Source organism: Avibacterium sp. 21-599, from assembly GCF_026226765.1.
Taxonomy (GTDB): Bacteria; Pseudomonadota; Gammaproteobacteria; order Enterobacterales; family Pasteurellaceae; genus Avibacterium.
Window position 1 is genome coordinate 981,248 of the sequence record NZ_JAKKOB010000001.1, and the last position, 21,388, is coordinate 1,002,635.

Consider the following 21,388-nt stretch of genomic DNA (forward strand, 5'->3'; position numbering starts at 1 on the left):
CGCTCTTACGCCAAACTAATGTGAATGTGGTTTATTGGTAAACCACTGCATTAATGCAATACATACCCCGCCACCAACAATATTACCAAGCGTAACAGGGATAAGATTTTTTACGACAAAATGATATACATCTAAATCAGCAAATTGCTCGGCATTCAACCCGATAGCTTGCCAAAATTCCGCAGAACTGCAATGCGCTGTAATGATACCAAGGGGAATCATAAACATATTCGCTACACTATGTTCAAAACCAGAAGAAACAAATAAGCCAATTGGCAAGATCATAATGAATGCTTTATCAGTCAAGGTTTTTCCGGCATAGCTCATCCAAACTGCAATACATACCATAATGTTACACAAAATACCTAAACTAAAGGCTTCAAACCAACTATGATGAATTTTATGCTGTGCGGTTTTTAGAATGGTTAACCCCCATTGCCCATTCACAGCCATTGTTTGCCCAGCAAACCAAATGAGTCCAGCGATGACGATAGCACCTAAAAAATTACCGGCATAAACGGCAATCCAGTTGCGTAACATTTGAATTGTATTAATGCGTTGCCCTGCACGTGCAACCAGCGTCATTGTTGATGAAGTAAACAACTCCGAGCCACAGACAACCACCATAATCACCCCAACAGAGAAAACTAAACCACCTACAAGCTTGGCTAAGCCCCAAGACACGTTGGAGAGACCGGTTTGTGTTGTTGTATAAAAAACAAAAGCAAGGGCAATAAATGCGCCTGCAGAAATTGCGGAAAGAAAAGAATAGAATTGATTTTTAGTCGCTTTATAGGTCGCGATATCTTCGGCTAATTGCGCCATTTCTGTTGGCGTTGCCATAAAGCTGACGGAGTTTTCTGTTTTCATCACACACCCTACAAAAATTAACTGTCCCTATTCTAAGGTATAAACCTGTAACTTAAAACTAAAAAAAAGTTTATTTTTTATAAAATTTGTTCAAGATCAAATTTATTTACATTTGTGTAACATATTGAAATAAAAAACAAGTTTGACATTAACATAAATTTAACAAATGGATTGCAAATTGCTATTTTAGAACTTTTCTGATAAAAATAACCGCACTTTATATACCGCAAAATATCAATCAATACGCGGATAAAAAGCGTACAATAAGGATTGTATTTATCTCTCAATATCCCTTTAAAATATAAGGAATTGCTATGGCAGAAGAAACCATTTTCAGCAAAATTATTCGTAAAGAAATTCCAGCAAATATCCTCTATCAAGATGAGCGAGTAACGGCATTTCGTGATATTTCCCCCCAAGCGCCTACGCATATTTTGATTATTCCAAATAAATTAATTCCAACAGTGAACGAAGTAACTGAGCAAGATGAGCTGACATTAGGGCGTTTATTTACCGTGGCAGCTAAATTGGCTCAGCAAGAAGGCATTGCGGAAGATGGGTATCGCCTTATCGTCAATTGTAACAAACACGGTGGACAAGAAGTGTATCATTTACATATGCACTTACTTGGTGGTGAATCTTTAGGAAAAATGTTGGCAAAATAATGAAAAAACTATTTGTTCTATGCGGATTAAGCCTATTGCTTACGGCTTGTGGCTCAACGCCCTCGCAAAATATTGTAAGCGAGAATGAGCCTATTTTAAATGTAGAAGCAAATTTAGCGCCGTTGATTGAGACAAAGTTACGCGATAATAATGTTTGGCTAAAGAATACTAGCCCACATCAGCTTGATGTCGCTTATTATTTCTTTTGGTATGACAAAAATGGAGTAACCCAAGGGGAAGAACCGAATTTACATTCGCCTTCTAGCTTGCTTCTACAACCAAGCCAACAAACCAATTTAACCCCTGTTCCACCAACACAACAAAGCGTTAATTACCGCTTATACCTTCGTTTGAATAAATTGCAATAAGGATTTCAATGTCAGCTTTACTTATCGATCTTACTGGACAAGAAGTTAGCCAAGAAGAATTAGAATTACTTGCACATCCATTAGTTGCTGGCGTGATTTTGTTTACACGTAATTTTTATGATCGTGAACAAATTCAACATCTTGTCGCCACCTTACGGCAAAAAGTGAAGAAACCCTTATTGATTACGGTAGATCAAGAAGGCGGACGGGTACAACGATTTCGTGAAGGCTTTACCCAGCTTCCCGCAATGCAAGCGTTTGCCGAACTTATCAGCCATACCGCACAACAACAAGAATTCGCGTACCAAGCGGGTTGGCAAATGGCAGCAGAAATGACCGCACTGGATATTGACTTAAGTTTTGCCCCGGTGCTGGATTTAGGTCATCAATGCCGTGCTATTGGTGATCGTAGTTTTCACGCTGAAATCGATCCAACACTTCGCCTAGCCACAGCGTTTATTCAAGGTATGAAACAAGCGGGTATGGCAAGCACAGGCAAACATTTCCCCGGTCATGGACACGTGATCGCTGATAGCCATTTAGAAACCCCTTATGATGAACGTCCACAAGCGCAAATTTTTGCGCAAGATATTCAACCCTTTAAACAGCTTATTGCACAAAATTTGCTTGATGCCGTAATGCCAGCACACGTGATTTATAGCCAATGCGATAGTCAGCCTGCAAGTGGTTCAGCTTATTGGTTGCAAACAATTTTACGTGATCAGCTTGGTTTTAACGGTGCGATTTTTTCTGATGATTTAGGTATGAAAGGCGCAGGTTTTATGGGAGATTTTGTTGCACGTTGTCAGCAATCATTGAATGCGGGTTGTGATTTATTACTACTATGTAATGAACGTGAAGGTGTAATCCAAGTTCTTGATCATTTCCAACCGCAAGAAACCACGGAACAATATGCACTTCGCCAACAACGTTTACAAAGTTTATTTAAACGTAGTCAATTAGATTGGAAAACCCTTGAAAACTCAACGCGTTGGAAAGAAAATCAGCAAAAATTGACCGCACTTCAACAAGATTGGTTAGCGAGAGCTTAAATGTCAGTAATGCCTGTTTGTCCGCACTTTATAGCGGGGCAATGCCGTTCTTGCCAATGGCTTGAAATGCCCTATTCGCAGCAGCTTGATGAAAAAAAAGCCCATTTAGTTCAACAACTTGTTGGGCTTGATCTTTCACAGCTTGAATGGCTACCAACTTATCCCTCTGCACAGCAAGGTTTTCGTAATAAAGCCAAAATGGTGGTAAGTGGCTCAGTAGAACGCCCGATTTTAGGCATTCTTAGCAATCCTAATGATCCACAAAGTGCGGTAGATTTATCAGACTGTTTACTCTATCCTTCTCATTTTGCGCATATTTTTCATCAATTAAAAATCTTTATCGGACGAGCTGGTTTAGTGCCTTATCACATTACGAAACGCAAAGGTGAGCTGAAATACATCTTACTCACTGAAAGCCAAATTAACGGCACATTAATGTTGCGTTTTGTGTTACGTTCAACGGCAAAACTTGCGTTAATTCAACGAGAATTACCACAGTTATTAGCAAATTTACCGCAAATAAAAGTGGTGAGTTTAAATATTCAACCCAAACACGCGGCAATTTTAGAAGGTGAGGAAGAAATTTTTCTTACAGAACAAAAACAATTAGAAGAAAATTTTAACCAAATTCCTTTATTTATTCGTCCACAAGGCTTTTTCCAAACCAATCCTAAGGTAGCAGAAAGCTTATACGGCACGGCACAACAATGGATTAAAAATCTTCCCATTAGCAACATCTGGGATCTGTTTTGCGGTGTAGGTGGCTTTGGCTTACATTGTGCGGCGATCTTGCAAGAAAAAGGGCGAAATGTGCAATTAACGGGCATTGAAATCTCTCCATCAGCCATTGCAAGCGCCAGCTCATCAGCGGAAAAATTGGGCTTAACCCAAGTGAAGTTTCAATCCTTAGACGCAGCAAATTTTGCCTTAGTACAAAATGAAAGACCAGATTTGCTGATCGTCAATCCGCCACGCCGTGGTATCGGCAAAGAACTAGCGCAATTTCTCAACAAATTACAACCGCACTTTATTTTGTATTCCAGTTGCAATGCCGTTTCAATGGGCAAAGATTTACGTGAATTATCTCGCTATCAAGCTCAAAAAATTCAACTTTTTGATATGTTTCCTCATACTACGCATTATGAGGTGTTGATTTTTCTTAAACGCATTGATGATAAATTTAAATAGCTATAATGTGCCGTTAGTCGTGGCGAGGAAAGCCATATAGGTTAATTCTTCCCAGCCCTATTTTTTTCTCTCATAGTTATTAGTGGTCTTCGTTGATAGAGAAAATAAGCCACAATAGAAAACGCAAAGAGTAAGTAAATGATGGCATTGAGGTTATAGCTTTTCGTTGACCAGTAATAATGGATTGACGCACACCCTAATGCAAGATAATTAAACTGGTGAAGGATAAACGTTTTTTGTTTTAAATATTGACGAAGTGCAGGCAGCATCACAGTAGTACTACCGCAGAATAATAAAAGCGCACTGACGCCAACCCATAAATAAGGATGAGTGAGGATCTCGCTGAGGAATAATTCCATATTGAAACCTAATTCTAGGTATAAATAGGCAAGAATATGCAAAAATGCCCACCCAATAGCCCATAAACCGATTATTTTATGTATGGGAGAAAGTGATTTTCTCCCTAATAATTGAATGATAAGACGGAAAAGAAATAATGCTAGAAATAAACTTAATGAAATCCAGCCAAGAAAATGAATAAGCTCTTTAGTAGGATCTGCGCCAAAAGATTCACCATTATTGATACCTAACTCATAAACCAACCATAGTAGGGGAGAAGAGGCACAAAGGTGAGTGATAAGATGGATTTGCTTCATTAGTAATTCACCTTTAAATCTAACCCATTATAAAGTGAAGCGACTTCATCATAGCCATTAAACAGTAAAGTAGGTTGGCGCTTATTATCAAATAATCCACCACGACCGATAATGCGTTCACTCGCTTGTGACCAACGGGGATGAGGGACATTTGGATTAACATTCGCATAAAAACCATATTCTTGAGGAGCAAGCTTGTTCCAAGTTGTTAGCGGACGCGTGGCACTGAGACGAATTTTTACAATGGATTTTATACTCTTAAAGCCGTATTTCCACGGCACAACAAGGCGAATTGGCGCACCACTTTGGGGAGAAAGCGTTTTTCCATATAATCCAACGGAAAGTAAAGTTAGAGGGTGCATCGCTTCTGCGATGGTTAATCCTTCAATATAAGGATATTCAATTCCTCCCCCGAAAAAATAATTTTTTTGTCCCGGCATTTGTTCAGGATCATATAGGGTTTCAAATATAACATACTTGGCATTACTGGTGGGATTGACATCATTAAGTAAGGCTTTTAATTCAAAGCCTATCCAAGGAATCACCATTGCCCAGGCTTCAACACAACGAAATCGATAAATGCGTTCTTGTAGTGGATAACGATGATAAAGATCATCCAAATCTAAAGTTAATGGAGTTTGTACCTCACCCGTAATTTCAACTTTCCAAGGATCCGTTTTAAAATTTTTCGCGTATTGCGCAGGGGAACCTTTATCAACACCAAATTCATAGAAGTTGTTATAACCGATGACTTTATTTTCTGGCGTCAATGGTAATGTATTCGGTGTATCTTTAATCGCATTAAGAGGCTTTCGTCTATCTATTACAGGGTTAGCAATACTTGTATTTGGGAGTATCATATTCCCACTTACTGCGCCAACGCTAATCAAGAATTTTCTGCGGTTTAAAAATACATCTTCTGGCGTTACATCGTTTTCAGTTAATATCTGCTTTTTCATGCTATTATCCTCCTAAGCTGAAAGGGAGCCTGTTTGATGTTTAAAATAAGGCAACACACCGCAGACAATATAAATAATAAAGTGAGGGAGGAGCCGTCATTCAATTGTTAGACAAGTTGTTTATTGAATAATTACAGGCAAACTGATCCGATGACTGCGTTGAGAGATTGCCACAATTATAGCTAAATTTATTCAAGCATCGTACAACATCTTCATAAACTTCTCACAAGGCACAAAAGTAAGCTATTCCCTAAATTTAAGAAAAAAAGCGATGGAAAAATTGATGGTAGGTTGCGCTATCCGCAAAATTACTTAAGATTTAGGTATCCATTTCACAATCATTCAACAATGGAAAAAGCGCAAAGACTTAGCTCCAGCCAAACGCACCGCAGCAAACAACAAAAAAATTGGTGATGCTACATCATTAGAAGATGTGCGTCTTTATCTGGATGCTTACCAATATTAGCAAGCAAAACCTCTAGGCTGTTCTACAAATGGTATTTTCTTTGCCTTTTGAAAAGAAGTGGGTTGAGAGAAAAAATAAACGAAAAAATACCAGATTGATTGCATTGATTCGCTTTTTAGATTGTATGGCGTTTAAGTAAGTTTAGCTATATATGATATTTAACTAAGTTTGATGATATTCTCTTTTTTATTCAAAAATTAAATAATTGATGTATAAACATCAAGTAGAATTTTTATCATAAGATCTAGTGAATGATAATGAAAAAGCAGATCCAACAAAGATCTGCTTTTTCTGTTCTCAGCAATAATTATTTAGTCATTGCTGCAACTTCTGCGGCGAAGTCAGTTTCTACTTTTTCGATACCTTCACCGACTTCAAAGCGTAAGAATGAAACAACTTCTGCGCCTTTTTCTTTTAATAGATCGCCAACGGATTTAGATGGATCCATTACGAACGGTTGGCCTGTTAAAGAAACTTCACCTGTGAATTTCTTCATACGGCCTTCAACCATTTTCTCAGCGATTTCACGTGGTTTACCTGATTGCATTGCGATATCCACTTGGATTTGACGCTCGTGTTCTACTACGTCTGCAGGTACATCACTTGGGTTAACATATTCTGGACGACTTGCTGCAACGTGCATTGCAACGTGTTTTACTAATTCTTCATCAGCGTTTGCAGCACCCACTAATACGCCAATTTTCGCACCATGTAAGTATGAACCTACTACAGGCGCTTGCACTGAACCAACACGGCGGATTGTCATATTCTCACCGATTTTTGCAACTAATGCTGCACGTTTTTCTTCAAATTCAGCTTGTAACGCTTCGATTGTAACGCCTTTGTTGTTTAATGCGTAATCTGCAACTTCATTCGCTAAACCTAAGAAACCTGCATCTTTAGCTACGAAGTCAGTTTCACAGTTCATTTCAATCATTACACCATAGTCACCAGCAACACGGGCGATAATAACCCCTTCAGCTGCAACACGGCCTGCTTTTTTCGCCGCTTTTGCTTGACCTGATTTACGCATATTATCAATTGCTAATTCGATATCGCCATTTGCTTCTACTAACGCTTTTTTACATTCCATCATACCAGCGCCAGTACGATCACGAAGTTCTTTTACTAAAGATGCTGTAATTTCAGCCATTTTAAAATCCTCTATCCACAAAATTTGGTGCGATTTTTGACCGCACTTATGTAAAAAAGCAGGGAACATAAGCCCCCTGCTAACCAATTAATCGTTGTGATTAATAAGGGCTTTCGCCGCATTCACCTGAATTATTCAGCCGCTTCTGCTTCAGCAAATTTTTCTTCGGTTACCACTTCTTGTTGGCGACCTTCTTTTACTGCTGCCGCTGCTGCTGCAAGATATAGTTGAATTGCACGCGCAGCATCATCGTTACCCGGGATTACGAAATCAACACCATCAGGTGTAGAATTTGTATCAACTACAGCAAATACAGGAATTCCTAAATTATTTGCTTCTTTGATTGCGATGTGTTCGTGATCTGCACCGATAACAAATAATGCATCGGGAAGACCTGCCATATCTTTGATACCACCAAGGCTTAATTCAAGTTTTTCCATCTCACGGCTACGCATTAATGCTTCTTTCTTAGTTAATTTATCGAAAGTACCATCTTGAGATTGGGTTTCTAAATCTTTTAAGCGTTTGATTGATTGACGCACTGTTTTCCAGTTAGTCAACATACCACCTAACCAACGGTGGTTTACATAATATTGCTGACAGTCTAATGCTGCTGCTTTCACTGCTTCACTTGCTGCACGTTTTGTACCAACAAATAAGATTTTACCGTTGTTGTCCGCAATGCGAGTTAATTCTGCTAGTGCAGCATTAAACATTGGAACGGTTTTTTCAAGGTTGATGATATGAACACCATTACGTGGTCCGAAAATGAATGGTTTCATTTTTGGGTTCCAGTAACGAGTTTGATGACCGAAGTGAACGCCAGCTTGTAGCATTTCGCGCATTGAAACTTGTGCCATAATAATTTTCCTTTTGTTTGGGGTTTAGCCTCCACATACCAAATAAATCGACCGTTTGGCACCCCGATTTATCCGTGCGATATGTGTGTGATTTATGATTAAAAATTAAGTTTGAACTTATTTTGCCTAAAATAAAAATGACTTTCTTAGTCTAGCCAAAATAACGCCGCACTTTATACCACAAAGTGCGGTGAAAAACTAGCAAATTTTATAGATAACCTCATTAAAATTTGAAATGAAAAAGGCGAAGAAAAAAGGCTTGCACTTGGCAAGCCTTGAAAAAATTAGAGATTATTTAACCGCACTTGGATTAAATCTGTTTCCACTGGGCTGGCGTTTTTTAGCCCTTGTTCAAAACTGGCTTTGGCGTTTTGTTTATCGCCTTTAGCGAGTTGAATATCCCCTTTTAATAAGAAAGCTGCGCTGTTCCACGCCTCTCCTTTAATGAGATCAAGCGAGGCTAACGCATTATCGAATTGCTGTTGTTGGAATTGTACTGCCGCCAAACGTAATGCACTCACAGAACGCAAAATGTCATCATTGGCATTAGTTACCGCTTGTTTTAATAAATTTTCTGCTTGAGCATAATCCTGTTTTTGTACAGAAACATTTGCTGCATCCAATAAAGCAAACACGGCATAAGCGGTTTTATCATTACTTTGTGCAAATTGTTCTACGCTATCCACGTTTACTTTATCTGCTTGGAATTGGCTGGCAAGTTGCTCATATTGCACTGAACGTTGTTGATTTTGCGCAATTTGATGAGATTGCCAATAACGCCAACCAAAAACTCCAGCGAGCGTTAGTACAAAAATAGCCACAACCAATTTGCCATTTTCTTTCCACCAATTTTTTATTTCATTCAGTTCTTGTTCTTCTTCAATGGTATAAGCCATAATGTTTCCTTATTAAAATGCTTTTTGTAAATAATCTACGACATTATCTAATGATAAGACTTGTTGAGTTCCCGCAAGCAGATCTTTCACCACAACTTGCTGAGCTGCTGCCTCAGTTTCACCAATCACAAGGGCAAAGTTTGCACCGACTTTATCAGCACGCTTAAATTGCTTTTTAAAATTTCCCCCACTGCAATGGGTCATAATACGTAAGTGCGGTAAATTTTTACGCAATTTTTCAGCTAATTGAAACGCGGGTAAGGTTGTGCCTTCCCCAGAGTAAACCATATAAATATCCACCGCTCTTGGTAATGCAATTTGATGATTCACCTCCTGCACTAATAGCACTAAGCGTTCTAAGCCCATTGCAAAACCAACCCCCGTTGTTGCGTGTCCGCCAAGCTGTTCAACTAAACCATCATAACGACCACCACCACATACCGTACCTTGCGCTCCCAGTGCGTTCGTTACCCATTCAAACACGGTTTTGTTGTAATAATCCAAACCACGTACTAATTTTGGATTAACCTCATAAGCAATGCCCATTTGATCTAGCAAAGTACAAAGTTGAGCAAAATGTACACGGCTTTCTTCATCTAAATAATCGAGTAATTTTGGTGCGCCATTAAGCACCTCTTGCAACGCTTGATTTTTGCTGTCCAAAATCCGCAATGGATTTTTTTCTAACCGCTCTTTTTCTTCATCACTTAATAAATCAATATGTTGTTGCAAAAATTCAACCAAAGCAGAACGATAATTTTTGCGCGCTTCTAACGAGCCAATGGAATTAAGCTGTAAGCTGACGTGCTGTTCGATACCTAATTCTTTCCATAAACGTGCAGTGAGCAAAATTAATTCGGCATCAATTTCAGGGTTAGCAATACCAAATATTTCTACCCCTGCTTGATGAAACTGACGATAACGCCCTTTTTGTGGGCGTTCGTGGCGGAACATTGGCCCCATATACCACAAACGTTGTTCGTTATTATAAATCCAGCCGTGTTCTATGGCTGCACGTACACAACCAGCCGTTCCTTCAGGACGAAGCGTAAGCTGTTCATCATTATCCCAAAAAGTGTACATTTCTTTTGAAACAACATCAGTTACTTCGCCAATTGCTCGTGCGAAAAGTGGCGTGCTTTCCACGATCGGCATACGTACTTCAGAATATCCATAACTTTGTAGAACGTTGCGTACTTTGCTTTCCACCCATTGCCACAAAGGGCTTTCCGTTGGGGAGCAATCATTCATTCCGCGAATTGCTTGAATTGTTTTTGTCACAATATTTTCCTTAAATAATTCGATTTTTGGGATCTTGCTGTGCAACTTTGGCACGGATCTTTGCTTCTAATTGGTTAATTAAATCTTCGTTATCAAAACGTTCTTTTTGGCGTTCACCATCAACATAATAACCGCTTTTCTTATTACCGCCAGTTACGCCCAAATCAGACACAAGCGCCTCCCCCGGTCCATTAACCACACAGCCAATAATAGACACATCCATTGGCGTAATAATATCTTCAAGGCGTTGTTCAAGGGCATTTACTGTGCCAATAACGTCAAATTCTTGACGGGAACAGGTTGGGCAAGCAATAAAATTAATACCACGTGAACGAATACGTAGGGACTTCAAAATATCAAATCCCACTTTAATTTCTTCTACTGGATCAGCGGCTAAAGAAACGCGCAACGTATCACCAATGCCTTCCGCCAAGAGCATTCCCAATCCTACTGCTGATTTTACTGCGCCAGCTCTCGTGCCACCCGCTTCAGTGATCCCTAAATGTAATGGTTGCTTGATGGCTTTTGCTAATAAGCGATAGCTTTCCACGGCAAGGAAGACATCTGACGCCTTAACACTTACTTTAAACTGATCAAAATTCAGACGATCTAGAATCTCAACGTGACGTAACGCACTTTCAAGCAAGGCTTCAGGCGTAGGCTCGCCAAATTTCTCTTGAATATCACGTTCTAATGAGCCTGCGTTCACCCCGATACGAATTGGAATATTTTTATCTTTCGCACAATCCACTACCGCACGAATACGATCTTCGCGTCCAATATTACCCGGGTTAATACGCAAACAATCCACGCCATATTCTGCTACTTTTAAGGCGATACGATAATCAAAATGAATATCCGCCACTAATGGCACATTCACTTGTTGCTTAATCAATTTGAAGGCTTCGGCTGCATCCATTGTTGGCACAGAAACACGCACGATGTCTGCGCCTACACGTTCAAGCGCTTTGATTTGTGCTACCGTAGCCTCTACATCGGTGGTGCGCGTATTAGTCATAGACTGCACAGCAATCGGCGCATCGCCCCCTACTGGCACATTACCCACATAAATTTTTGTCGATTGACGACGTTTAATATTCGGTTTAAATGACGACATTGTAATCTCTTTGCTTATTGCAATTTGAATTTAGCGACACGACCATCCACTTTAAGCGGATAAGCCTCGCCTTTATAAGTAATTTTTACGTTGCTTGGTGCGCCAATCGTGAGATCATAAGCGGTATTTTGATCAAAATTCAACACTTCACCTTGTTTGTAAAGTTTTTCAGCTAGCACTTTGCGATTGGCATCACGTACCCGAACCCAACAGCTCGCACCCGTAATTTCAATACGCAGTACAGCATCACTAGTTGGTATAGAAACAGCGGGATTTTCCACCGCACTTTCCATTGTACTGCGATTTTCGCCCGCATTAATTTTATTCATTTCTGATTGTAATAGCTGCGCTGAAGTTTCAGATTGCACTTGGCGATCAGTATTTTCTGCACTCACAGATTGAACTACAGCCACCTGTGGCTGCGCATTTTCTACGCTCGCTTTTGCATTTGTGTTATTTTCTTCCACTGGCGCAATTTGCTCTACCGTAACAGGTTGAGAAAGTGCGGTAGAATTTTGCGCTGTTTTTTCAGCATCAATTGCTTTAGGTGTAAGCGCAATCACGTTTTCTTGTGAAGTTACACTATTTTGCGTACTGCTTTCTTGCTGTGTTTCCACATAGTTTTGCACTAAATCATCACGTTCTGCATTCGATTTTTGATAGTTTTCCCACCACCAAAGTGCCGTTACAGCTAATAAAGCGATAACCACAACCGCTGATACCCAGCCGATCCAACGATTATGTGAAGAATATTCATTCACTGCTTGAGTTGCACGCACACCACGAGTTAAATCATTTTTTGTTGTTTCTTCAAGGGAATTTACCACGGATGACCAAAGACTTTCAGGTAAACGTAAATATTTTGCATAATTGCGGATATAGCCTTTGATGTAAGTTGCTGAAATAGAGCTATGTGTAAACTCATTATTTTCCAAACGTTGTAAAATTGAAGGGCGTAAATTGAGTTGTTTAGAGACATCATCTAACGATAAATTTAATGCTTCTCGCGCTTGGCGAAAATGTTCACCTAAACTTTGTTGAATGGTTTCTTGGTTCTCATTTGAGGTTGCCATAAGGAATTCTCTTAAAATTTAATTGTAGGATTTCACTCAGCGCGACACTTTAGCAAAATGCGAAAATCAAGGCACTCAGCGTTAAAATTCAAAAGCTAAAGTTTAAAGTTGTCATCTCGGTTTTGCAACCATTAATCAATGAATTTCTGACGAATTAACAAAGAAAATCAGCCTATTCAACTCATCAAGGAAAAATGCCTTCAATTTTTGCAATTCGAAAAGAAAACGTTAGTGTTGCATTACGTTTGCGGGCAGTGAATTGGCACGTGTTGGTGCAACTTTTTCTAATAAGTCCCGATACTGCTGATAAAGTGCGCTGTTTTTTTCTGCCAAAGCACAAAGGGCAAGATTTTCGTAGGTATCCGCTTGTTGATAATAATTAGGTGAATTTAAGGCTTGTTGGAATTGTTGATAGGCTTGCGCAAAACGCCCTTGCTCACATAGAAAGACCGCATAATTATTCAACAGGTCGCCTTGTTTAGCCTCTAATTTTAAGGCGTTTAAATAGGCATTTTCCGCACGCTCAGTATCGCCTTGTAATTGATAAAAATAGGCTAATGCTGAATGGACTAAATAATCGTTGGGTGCATAAGCCAAAGCCTTATCTAGATTTTGTTTGGCTAAGCGGAGTTCTCGCTGTTCTAAATAACCAATCGCAAGCTCTACCCTCGCTTTCGCGGCTTGTTGCTTATCAAAATCCTCTTGGTTTGTCTGTGGGGAAACGCAAGCACACAGCAAGAGAGAAAAAAGCATAACCAGATAATAACGTATTTTCATTTTTTCTCTCCTTTTTTGCTGATACGATTGATTATTTTTGTTTATTGCACTTGCACCGCGTTGATTTGTTCACCAAAACGCTTTTTCTGTGCCGTACGTTTAGTACGGTCAATCACGTCCCCCGCTAACTGTCCACAGGCGGCATCAATATCATCACCACGGGTCTTGCGAACTATCACCGTAAAGCCATATTCCATCAAGGTTTTTTGGAAGCGATCAATACGTGTGTTAGAACTTTTCGCATAAGGCGCTTCAGGGAACGGATTCCAAGGGATCAAATTGATCTTACAAGGCGTATTTTTTAATACTTCCGCTAACTGATGAGCGTGTTCTACACTGTCATTAACGTGATCCAGCATCACATACTCAATAGTAACCTTACCGTGATTGGCGTTAGAAACCGATAAGTAACGATTCACTGAATCAATTAGCGTTTTGATATTATATTTTTTGTTTAATGGCACAATTTCATCACGTAATTCATCATTTGGCGCGTGCAAAGAAATCGCTAATGCCACATCAATCATTTCACTTAATTTATCCAATGCTGGCACAACCCCAGAAGTAGATAGGGTTACACGGCGTTTTGATAACCCATAAGCAAAATCATCGAGCATAATTTCCATTGCTGGTACCACATTTGCCACATTGAGCAAAGGCTCGCCCATTCCCATCATCACCACATTCGTGATAGGGCGTACACCCGTTACGCCAAAATTGCCAATAATTTTTGAGGCACGCCACACTTGTCCGATAATTTCAGACACGGTTAAATTGCGGTTAAACCCTTGTTGTGCAGTGGAACAAAAAGTACAAGCCAACGCACAGCCCACTTGGGAAGACACACAAAGAGTCGCTCTATCAGCCTCAGGAATATACACGGTTTCAACCTGCTGATCGCCCACTTGCATCGCCCATTTGATCGTGCCATCTGCGGAACGCTGCTCTACTGCCACTTCTGGCGCTTTAATTTCTGCTACCGCTTTTAGTTTTTCGCGTAACTTCTTGTTAATATTCGTCATATTGTCAAAATTATCTTCACCAAAATGGTAAATCCATTTGACTAATTGATCCGCACGAAACGGTTTTTCCCCTAATTCTTGAAAAAATTCACGCATTTGTTGGCGTGTTAAATTCATTAAATTAATTTTCTTCTTAGGTTCTGCTGAAAGCTGGTTGCCTTCTTGTGGAATTGTATTCTGTTCTAACATAAAGCCTCGTTGTTACACATTACGGCATTGATATAGCTAAACTTTTTTCTTTTTCAGTATAAGTTTGCAAGCTATAAATTAAGAAAATTTCTACCGCTTAAAAAATGAGTTGCGATTGTACAGAGTTATGTTTGATTAATCTAGCAATTTCAGCCTAACCTGAACGCTATTTTAGCCAACAGAAAAATAAAAGAAAAAACCACCGCACTTTTTTGCGATCAAGATCGCAAAAATTTTAGAGAATACAGAAAATCCTAAAAAACAAAGTGCGGTGGGATTTTTGAGCATTTTCGATGAATAATTAACTCATAAAGAACAGCATAATAAAAAGTCGAATTTATAGTCGACTTTTTATTTAATAGCTCTTCCAGACAAACAAAAATATTGTTTTATATAAATTTAAAAGAAAAACTTACCGCACTTTTTCTATGCTGTCTTTGTTCCCTCTTGGGCGTTAATCTGTGAGGTTTCCCCAAGTAACGCAGCGTATTTCACTGTATCTGGGCTGGCTTCGAGGGCGATTTTTAGTACCATTGTGAGGGGAACAGAAAGGAACATTCCCACTGAGCCCAGTAACCAGCCCCAGAATAAAAGGGAGAGAAACACGACAAGGGTAGAAAGCCCGAGAGTTTTCCCCATCATTCTTGGTTCAAGCACATTGCCGATGATCATATTTAGGCTGATAACCCCAATGGTAACGCCAATTCCCGTGAAAAAGCCATTGAGTAATAACGCTTGTACAATAATGGGAATGGCAGCAATAATTGAGCCAATATTTGGCACATAATTAAGTAGAAAGCTGAGTGTTGCCCACAAAATGGCATATTGCACGCCAAAAATTTTCAGCAAAATAAATACGCTTAAGCCCGTTAAAAAGCTGGTAAAGGTTTTCACACCAAGATAATCCATTACGCCTTGCAAAATGCGATCAATATAACCTTCGTATTGTGCCACTTGGTTAGGTTTGCTAAATGCCACCGCAAATTTATGTTTAGCCGTGGGGGCTTCTAACAACATAAACAGTACCACTAAAAATAGCACAAATACGTTGGTTACTACACCTGAGAAACTCAGCAAAAATCCGCTGGCAAAGTTCATTATCATTGCGGGATCAAAATGATCCATAATTTGTTGCTGTAAATCTCTCACGGGTAAATGTAAACCTTGCGTGATTGTCGCAAGATCGTTGAGTCGTTGTGAAAGTAATAAGCGGTATTGAGGGATCGATTGGGTAAATTCTCTCGCTGTACTATTAATTAAGCTAACAAGAAAGAAAAATACCGTCAAAATCATTAAAAACAGTAAACTTAGCGCCAACCAATGTGGTAATTTACGTTTGGTCATAAACTTCACCACAGGTGAGCAAATAATGGCGATAAATAAGGAAAGTAAAAATGGGACAACAATTTCCCCTGCCAATTTCACCCCAGCCAGAATGACTACCAAGGCAGACAATGCCATTAATAATTGGCTGATCGGCAAACGCTTATCCATTATACGGCTTCCTCGTTTTCCTCACCCGTGCGAATTCGGATTACGCGCTCTACGTCATAGACAAAAATTTTACCATCACCAATTTTGCCTGTTTGTGCGGTTTCCATAATCGCCTGAATACACTGCTCCACTACGTCATCAGAAATGACCATTTCCATTTTTACTTTTGGCAGAAAATCCACCATATATTCCGCACCTCGATAAAGCTCGGTATGCCCTTTTTGTCGTCCAAAACCACGTACTTCTGTTACTGTCATTCCTGTAATGCCAATATCTGATAAGGCTTCACGGACATCATCGAGTTTAAATGGTTTGATAATTGCTTCAATTTTTTTCATAAGTTACCTCACTTAATATTATTTCTCGCGTCGTGCGGATTTAGGTCTAAAACTGGTAATAATTTCAGGTTTTGTCTCAATATAAATACCATCAATTAATTGTAAACAATATGGCACTGCGGAAAAAATGCCTTTCACTAATACATTACCTTGCTCATCTTTCACTCCCTCAAGGGTTTCTTTGATGGCTTTCGGTTGTCCCGGTAAGTTTAAAATTAAACTATTTTTACGAATTACGCCAACTTGTCGCGATAAAATTGCGGTCGGGACAAAATGCAAGCTCACTTGGCGCATTTGTTCACCGAATCCCGGCATTTCACGATCGGCTATTGCCAGTGTGGCATCAGGGGTAACATCACGTTTAGCAGGGCCGGTTCCCCCTGTGGTTAATACAAGATGACAATGATGCTTATCCACTAATTCACATAATGTCTGTTCAATAATAGGTTGTTCATCAGGAATTAAACGAGTTTCCACCTCAAAAGGCTCAACCAATGCTTGCTCTAGCCATTTCTTTAATTCAGGAATACCTTGATCCGTATAGACCCCTTGCGATGCTCGATCAGAAACGGAGACTAAACCAATTTTTAAAAGTGCGGTCATTTTTTCCTCTTTTTTCTTTTATTAAATCCAATAATATCTCACAATATGGAAAAAGACAGGGGCTGCAAAACAAAGGCTATCCATACGATCCAACATTCCGCCGTGTCCACTAATCATATTTCCCCAGTCCTTCACGCCCATACTGCGTTTCATTGCCGACATCACTAATCCACCTAAAAATCCCATTAGACAAATAATGAAACTAATCAATACCGCTTGTACTACGGTAAATGGGGTGAGCCAAGCCAGTAAGCCACCTAAAATTGAGGCACTAAATACACCACCCACAAAGCCTTCAACTGTTTTAGAAGGTGATAATGTGGGGGCGATTTTATGTTTACCACATAATTTTCCCCATATATATTGTAATACATCGCTGGCTTGTACAATAAGAATTAAGAAAATCATTAACAATAAACTTTTTCCTTCAAAGCCTTCAATATTCAAGGTTAATATGGCGGGTATGTGAGAAATACAGAATATAGCAATCATAACGGTCCATTGCACTTTACTTGAGCGGTCCAGAAATTTTGATGGATCACCTAATAAAGCAGATAAAATCGGTAAAAATAGAAATCCATACACGGGAATAAAAATAGTAAACATACTAAACCAGTCTATGGCAATGAAATAATATTGCAATGGTAAAATCAGATAAAAACAAGCAACTAACGCAAAATGATCACCACGCCGAATATCAATAAGGGATAAAAATTCACGTAATGCGGTAAATGAGATAAGGAAGAAGAGCAGTAAAACGGCGTAAAATCCTAAATAAGCGGCAGCAAAAATAATTAAAATCATTACCCACCACGCATTAATACGATGATTAAGGTTATCAATGACTTTATGGGGGGTAGAAAACCCCACTTTCCACTTCAAACTATAACCAATTGCAGAAGCAAGAAGCAAGGTGCCTATAAGACCCCAGAATAAATGCCACATTTCCATTTTATTCTCCTTGATATCTTGGGTTTAAATTAACTAATGCTTGCTCAGCACGGGCTAAAAAGTGTGTTTTATCTTCTTCTGGCTGAATATGGATAGGATCACCTAAATAAAGATCGCACAATAATGGTACTGGAACAATAAACCCTTTAGGTAATAAATTATGTGTATTACTTATCCAAACAGGGATGAAATCTACATCAGGGTTATCTTTAGCCAAATAATATAGCCCGCTTTTAAAAGGCTGAATAAGCATATCATCATCTGTTTTTCTCGTTCCCTCAGGAAAGATAATCAGCGAATCCTTTTTTAATGCTTGGCTTATTTGCTCTGTTACTGCTTTAGGATCATTGCCATTACGTTCGATCAAGAGCATATTGAATACTTTTTTCGCCAGAAAAGAACGAATTCTCCCTTTTTGCCAATAATCAGCTCCCGCAACTGGACGGGTGTTTTTTCTGACTTCATAAGGCAAAGAAACCCAAAATAAAATAAAATCGCCGTGGCTGTTATGGTTTGCATAATACAATCGAGGTTTACCCACAGATTGCAGGGCAATATTCTTTGCCGGACGTACTCCGGTAAGAAATGAGGTTAAACGGCATAACAGAAAATCAATCAATTTAGCTAACATTATTGTTCTCCTGTGTTTCTACTTCGTTATTTTCTGTCGGAAATTGTACCGCACTTTCCTTTTCATCATCTTGTGTTGATTTTGCTTCCTCATTAAGCCCCGCTTTTACACGTTTTACACAGGTTAAAATTAATCCGATAACGACAAGCCAAGCAATACCATACAACCAACTTGGTAATGTTGGCATAAAAGTATAAATCAAACCTAATCCACCAAATAAGAATGCACGATCACTTTTGCCTAGAGGTCCATCATAACGGCGTGTTTTACCATATATCTGCCCCAATACTCCACAAAATTCCGTGAGTGCAGCAAGCCAAATAATGATTCCAATCACAAAAGGATCAAAAGGAGAAATAAAAGCAAAGGGTAAATATAATGCGGCATCGGAAATCACATCCGTAATTTCATTCAAATACCCACCCAAACGAGATTTTTGCTGAAATTCTCTGGCTAACATTCCATCAATTGCATTAAATGCCATACGAATAAAAAGCCAAATCGGAAGCAAAATGAATAACCAATTTACGGTTGAAAGTGCGGTCAAAAATAGACCTAAAATTATTGAAATAGCACAAGCCAATAGGGTAACTTGATTTGCTGTAACGCCTTTTTGTTCCAATTTAATCACACTTGGGCGCAGTAAATTTTGAAATCGAGGCTTTAAATCATAAATACTCATCATTTCTCCTTCTTAAAATGGAAATAACAACGGAATTAAAAATACACTTGTCAGCATAATCAACAACGTAAAGGGTACACCAATTTTTACGAAATCACCAAACTTATACTTCGCTGCCCCTAATACCATCGTATTGACGGGGGAAGAAATAGGGGTCATAAACGCAGCAGAAGAAGCAATCGCCACCGTCATTGCAAAAGGTAATGGTGAAAGCTGTAAATGCTGTGCCATAGTAATCGCAATAGGCGCCATAAGAATGGCTGTCGCCGTATTGGAAATAAATAGGCCAATCACGGCGGTAAGCGTAAACAAGCTGATTAAAATCCAATGTTTCCCCATTCCGCCTACGGTATTAATCATAAACTCCACGATTAAATTTATCCCACCTGTTTTTTGCAGTGCGGTAGAAAATGGCATCATTCCAACAATTAAAATTAAGCTCGACCAATGAATAGAAGCATAAGCACTTTTCGCATCAACGCAACGGAACTTCGCTAACATTAAACAAGCAATTAATGCCGCGACCACATTCGGTACAAGCCCTGTTACCATTAATGCTACCATCGTTACAATGGATAAAATGGCATAGGGTGCTTGGCTTTGTGCGGGCGCTGCACGCTCAATTTCTGCGGGGTAATCCAAGACAAAAAAACTTTTCGTTTTATTACGCATCGCGTGGATCAATTTCCACGATCCTACCACCAACAGCAAATCTCCGATCTTTAATGGCTGTTCGATCAAACTTCCCGTCAAAATCTCATTATTCCGTTTAATGCCAACCACATTTAAACCAAAACGGGAACGAAAACCGACATCGGCGACTGTTTTGCCTAGATAATCACCATCTGGAATAGGGGTAATTTCCACCATTCCCATAAATTTTGCTTGTTGTTCAAAATAGTAAGGGCGAAGTTCTGTAGGCTCTAACTGATGTTGTTGGCAGAATTCATTGATATCTAACTCAGGATCGGCACAATCAATCAGTAAAATATCTTTTTCACGAATTTCAATTTTACCTAATGAATCTGCAAGAAATCTTGGGCGAAAACGTTTCCAACGCTCGATGGCTAGCACATTTAATGCATAATTAGAACGTAAGTGTAAAGATTCCAACGGTTGCCCAATAAAATCCGAGCCTGTTTTCACGACAAAACGTTTTGTGCGGTTATGCAGTTGGTAATCATTAATTAAATCTTGAATAGAATGGCGGCTTCCTCCTTCCTCTTCATCCTGTTCAGAGGTTCCTAACCAATGACGTGCAACAAGCATATAGGCAATGCCTAATAATAAAATCACGATGCCAATCGGTGTAAAAGAGAAAAAATTAAAGCGTTGGTGGGTCAAGTTTATTAATTCGGCATTAATCACCAAGTTAGGGGCAGTGGCGATTAAGGTCATCATTCCACTAATTAGCCCTGCCATACTGAGAGGCATCATAAGACGTTTTGGGGAAATATTCATTTGCTGACAAATCACTAACACCACAGGAATAAAAATCGCCACAATACCAACGGAACTCATAAAAGATCCTAACCCAGTTACCGCTAACATTACTAAGATCAACACACGAGTTTCGCTATTTTTGGCCGCTTTCATCAACCACTCGCTGACTTGATACGCCACGCCCGTTCTGACTAATGCTTCACCAACAATAAAAAGTAATGCAATCAAAATAATATTTGGATCGCTAAACCCTGCAAATACTTCTTGCACCGTTAAAATACCACTTAAGCAAAAAGCGAGCATCACTAATAGGGCAATGACGTCCATACGGATTTTATTGTGGATAAACAAGAGTACAGCAATTGCGAGAAAGATCACAACGCTAGCAAGTGGCATATTAGTGATTGTGGGCATCAAGATCTCCATGGTTAAGGTTTTTTATAAATGTTTTTTTGATTATATTTAGTCATTTGGCTGACTGTGTTTTTCTTTGTTGATATAACGTGTTTCGCGCGTTGAGCGACTTATTTTCTTTTGTTTCCGCAAAAGAAAGTAAGCAAAGAAAAGCGTCCCCTGCTAAATTGCTTTTCCTCATTCCAATAAAATTTTTTAACGAAAAGTAAACCCATACTTGCTATGCCGTGTTCAGGCGTT

22 protein-coding genes are annotated in these 21,388 nt (G+C 39.2%); 4 read left to right on the forward strand and 18 right to left on the reverse strand.

The features are described 5' to 3' along the window. Nucleotides 1-15 precede the first annotated feature (15 nt). On the reverse strand, nt 16-870 hold the full coding sequence (gene focA, locus L5B83_RS04845; RefSeq protein WP_265777744.1) for a formate transporter FocA: 855 nt from the start codon (nt 868-870) through the stop codon (nt 16-18). Between the two features lie 314 nt (nt 871-1,184). Here focA and hinT point away from each other — a divergent pair, with 314 nt between their 5' ends. Genes hinT through rlmC form a run of 4 tightly spaced genes read left to right on the forward strand, consistent with a single transcriptional unit; the run spans nt 1,185 to nt 4,143 of the window. Then, complete coding sequence (gene hinT / locus L5B83_RS04850) at nt 1,185-1,535, forward strand: purine nucleoside phosphoramidase (protein WP_250349591.1); 351 nt, start codon at nt 1,185-1,187, stop codon at nt 1,533-1,535. After that, a complete protein-coding gene (locus tag L5B83_RS04855) occupies nt 1,535-1,903 on the forward strand; it encodes a YcfL family protein (RefSeq protein WP_265777745.1) in 369 nt (122 codons plus the stop codon). The genes hinT and L5B83_RS04855 overlap by 1 nt, the downstream gene beginning before the upstream one ends. Before the next feature lie 8 nt (nt 1,904-1,911). Then, nucleotides 1,912-2,955, forward strand: coding sequence for a beta-N-acetylhexosaminidase (gene nagZ / locus L5B83_RS04860; protein ID WP_265777746.1), 1,044 nt, complete (start codon nt 1,912-1,914; stop codon nt 2,953-2,955). Between the two features lie 9 nt (nt 2,956-2,964). Continuing rightward, on the forward strand, nt 2,965-4,143 hold the full coding sequence (rlmC, locus tag L5B83_RS04865) for a 23S rRNA (uracil(747)-C(5))-methyltransferase RlmC (RefSeq protein WP_265778379.1): 1,179 nt from the start codon (nt 2,965-2,967) through the stop codon (nt 4,141-4,143). Nucleotides 4,144-4,184: 41 nt separating this feature from the next. On the opposite strand, the gene L5B83_RS04870 is transcribed toward rlmC, so the two are convergent. From L5B83_RS04870 to L5B83_RS04950, 17 genes are all read right to left on the reverse strand, one after another. After that, entirely contained in the window at nt 4,185-4,799 is a 615-nt protein-coding gene (locus L5B83_RS04870) for a sulfite oxidase heme-binding subunit YedZ (RefSeq protein WP_265777747.1), read from the reverse strand. After that, entirely contained in the window at nt 4,799-5,758 is a 960-nt protein-coding gene (gene msrP, locus L5B83_RS04875; protein WP_265777748.1) for a protein-methionine-sulfoxide reductase catalytic subunit MsrP, read from the reverse strand. The genes L5B83_RS04870 and msrP overlap by 1 nt, the downstream gene beginning before the upstream one ends. 773 nt (nt 5,759-6,531) lie before the next feature. Continuing rightward, a complete protein-coding gene (tsf, locus tag L5B83_RS04880; protein WP_250364187.1) occupies nt 6,532-7,377 on the reverse strand; it encodes a translation elongation factor Ts in 846 nt (281 codons plus the stop codon). A gap of 131 nt (nt 7,378-7,508) precedes the next feature. After that, the gene (gene rpsB / locus L5B83_RS04885) at nt 7,509-8,237 is read right to left on the reverse strand and encodes a 30S ribosomal protein S2 (protein ID WP_265777749.1); all 729 of its coding nucleotides are present in this window, start codon (nt 8,235-8,237) and stop codon (nt 7,509-7,511) included. Nucleotides 8,238-8,521: 284 nt separating this feature from the next. Continuing rightward, complete coding sequence (locus L5B83_RS04890; RefSeq protein ID WP_250364222.1) at nt 8,522-9,133, reverse strand: YfgM family protein; 612 nt, start codon at nt 9,131-9,133, stop codon at nt 8,522-8,524. A gap of 12 nt (nt 9,134-9,145) precedes the next feature. Continuing rightward, nucleotides 9,146-10,414 carry a histidine--tRNA ligase gene (gene hisS / locus L5B83_RS04895; protein WP_265777750.1) on the reverse strand — a complete coding sequence of 423 codons (1,269 nt, stop codon included), beginning with the start codon at nt 10,412-10,414 and terminating at the stop codon, nt 9,146-9,148. Between the two features lie 10 nt (nt 10,415-10,424). Next, a complete protein-coding gene (ispG, locus tag L5B83_RS04900; RefSeq protein WP_265777751.1) occupies nt 10,425-11,531 on the reverse strand; it encodes a flavodoxin-dependent (E)-4-hydroxy-3-methylbut-2-enyl-diphosphate synthase in 1,107 nt (368 codons plus the stop codon). A 14-nt stretch (nt 11,532-11,545) separates the two neighbouring features. Then, nucleotides 11,546-12,604, reverse strand: coding sequence for a RodZ domain-containing protein (locus L5B83_RS04905; RefSeq protein ID WP_265777752.1), 1,059 nt, complete (start codon nt 12,602-12,604; stop codon nt 11,546-11,548). Nucleotides 12,605-12,832: 228 nt separating this feature from the next. Continuing rightward, the gene (pilW, locus tag L5B83_RS04910; RefSeq protein WP_265777753.1) at nt 12,833-13,381 is read right to left on the reverse strand and encodes a type IV pilus biogenesis/stability protein PilW; all 549 of its coding nucleotides are present in this window, start codon (nt 13,379-13,381) and stop codon (nt 12,833-12,835) included. Nucleotides 13,382-13,422: 41 nt separating this feature from the next. Continuing rightward, nucleotides 13,423-14,592: a bifunctional tRNA (adenosine(37)-C2)-methyltransferase TrmG/ribosomal RNA large subunit methyltransferase RlmN gene (locus tag L5B83_RS04915; protein ID WP_265777754.1), complete on the reverse strand. Its 1,170-nt coding sequence runs from the start codon at nt 14,590-14,592 to the stop codon at nt 13,423-13,425. Nucleotides 14,593-15,018: 426 nt separating this feature from the next. Further along, complete coding sequence (locus L5B83_RS04920; RefSeq protein ID WP_265777755.1) at nt 15,019-16,086, reverse strand: AI-2E family transporter; 1,068 nt, start codon at nt 16,084-16,086, stop codon at nt 15,019-15,021. Then, a complete protein-coding gene (gene glnB, locus L5B83_RS04925; protein ID WP_250350772.1) occupies nt 16,086-16,424 on the reverse strand; it encodes a nitrogen regulatory protein P-II in 339 nt (112 codons plus the stop codon). The genes L5B83_RS04920 and glnB overlap by 1 nt, the downstream gene beginning before the upstream one ends. Nucleotides 16,425-16,442: 18 nt before the next feature. Beyond that, a complete protein-coding gene (gene mog / locus L5B83_RS04930) occupies nt 16,443-17,027 on the reverse strand; it encodes a molybdopterin adenylyltransferase (protein WP_250350773.1) in 585 nt (194 codons plus the stop codon). A 21-nt stretch (nt 17,028-17,048) separates the two neighbouring features. Next, entirely contained in the window at nt 17,049-17,978 is a 930-nt protein-coding gene (locus L5B83_RS04935) for a phosphatidate cytidylyltransferase (protein ID WP_265777756.1), read from the reverse strand. Nucleotide 17,979: 1 nt separating this feature from the next. Further along, the gene (locus L5B83_RS04940) at nt 17,980-18,609 is read right to left on the reverse strand and encodes a lysophospholipid acyltransferase family protein (RefSeq protein ID WP_265777757.1); all 630 of its coding nucleotides are present in this window, start codon (nt 18,607-18,609) and stop codon (nt 17,980-17,982) included. Beyond that, nucleotides 18,599-19,291: a CDP-alcohol phosphatidyltransferase family protein gene (locus tag L5B83_RS04945; protein WP_265778381.1), complete on the reverse strand. Its 693-nt coding sequence runs from the start codon at nt 19,289-19,291 to the stop codon at nt 18,599-18,601. The genes L5B83_RS04940 and L5B83_RS04945 overlap by 11 nt, the downstream gene beginning before the upstream one ends. A 12-nt stretch (nt 19,292-19,303) precedes the next feature. Beyond that, nucleotides 19,304-21,148 carry an SLC13 family permease gene (locus tag L5B83_RS04950; RefSeq protein WP_250350776.1) on the reverse strand — a complete coding sequence of 615 codons (1,845 nt, stop codon included), beginning with the start codon at nt 21,146-21,148 and terminating at the stop codon, nt 19,304-19,306. Nucleotides 21,149-21,388 lie beyond the last annotated feature (240 nt).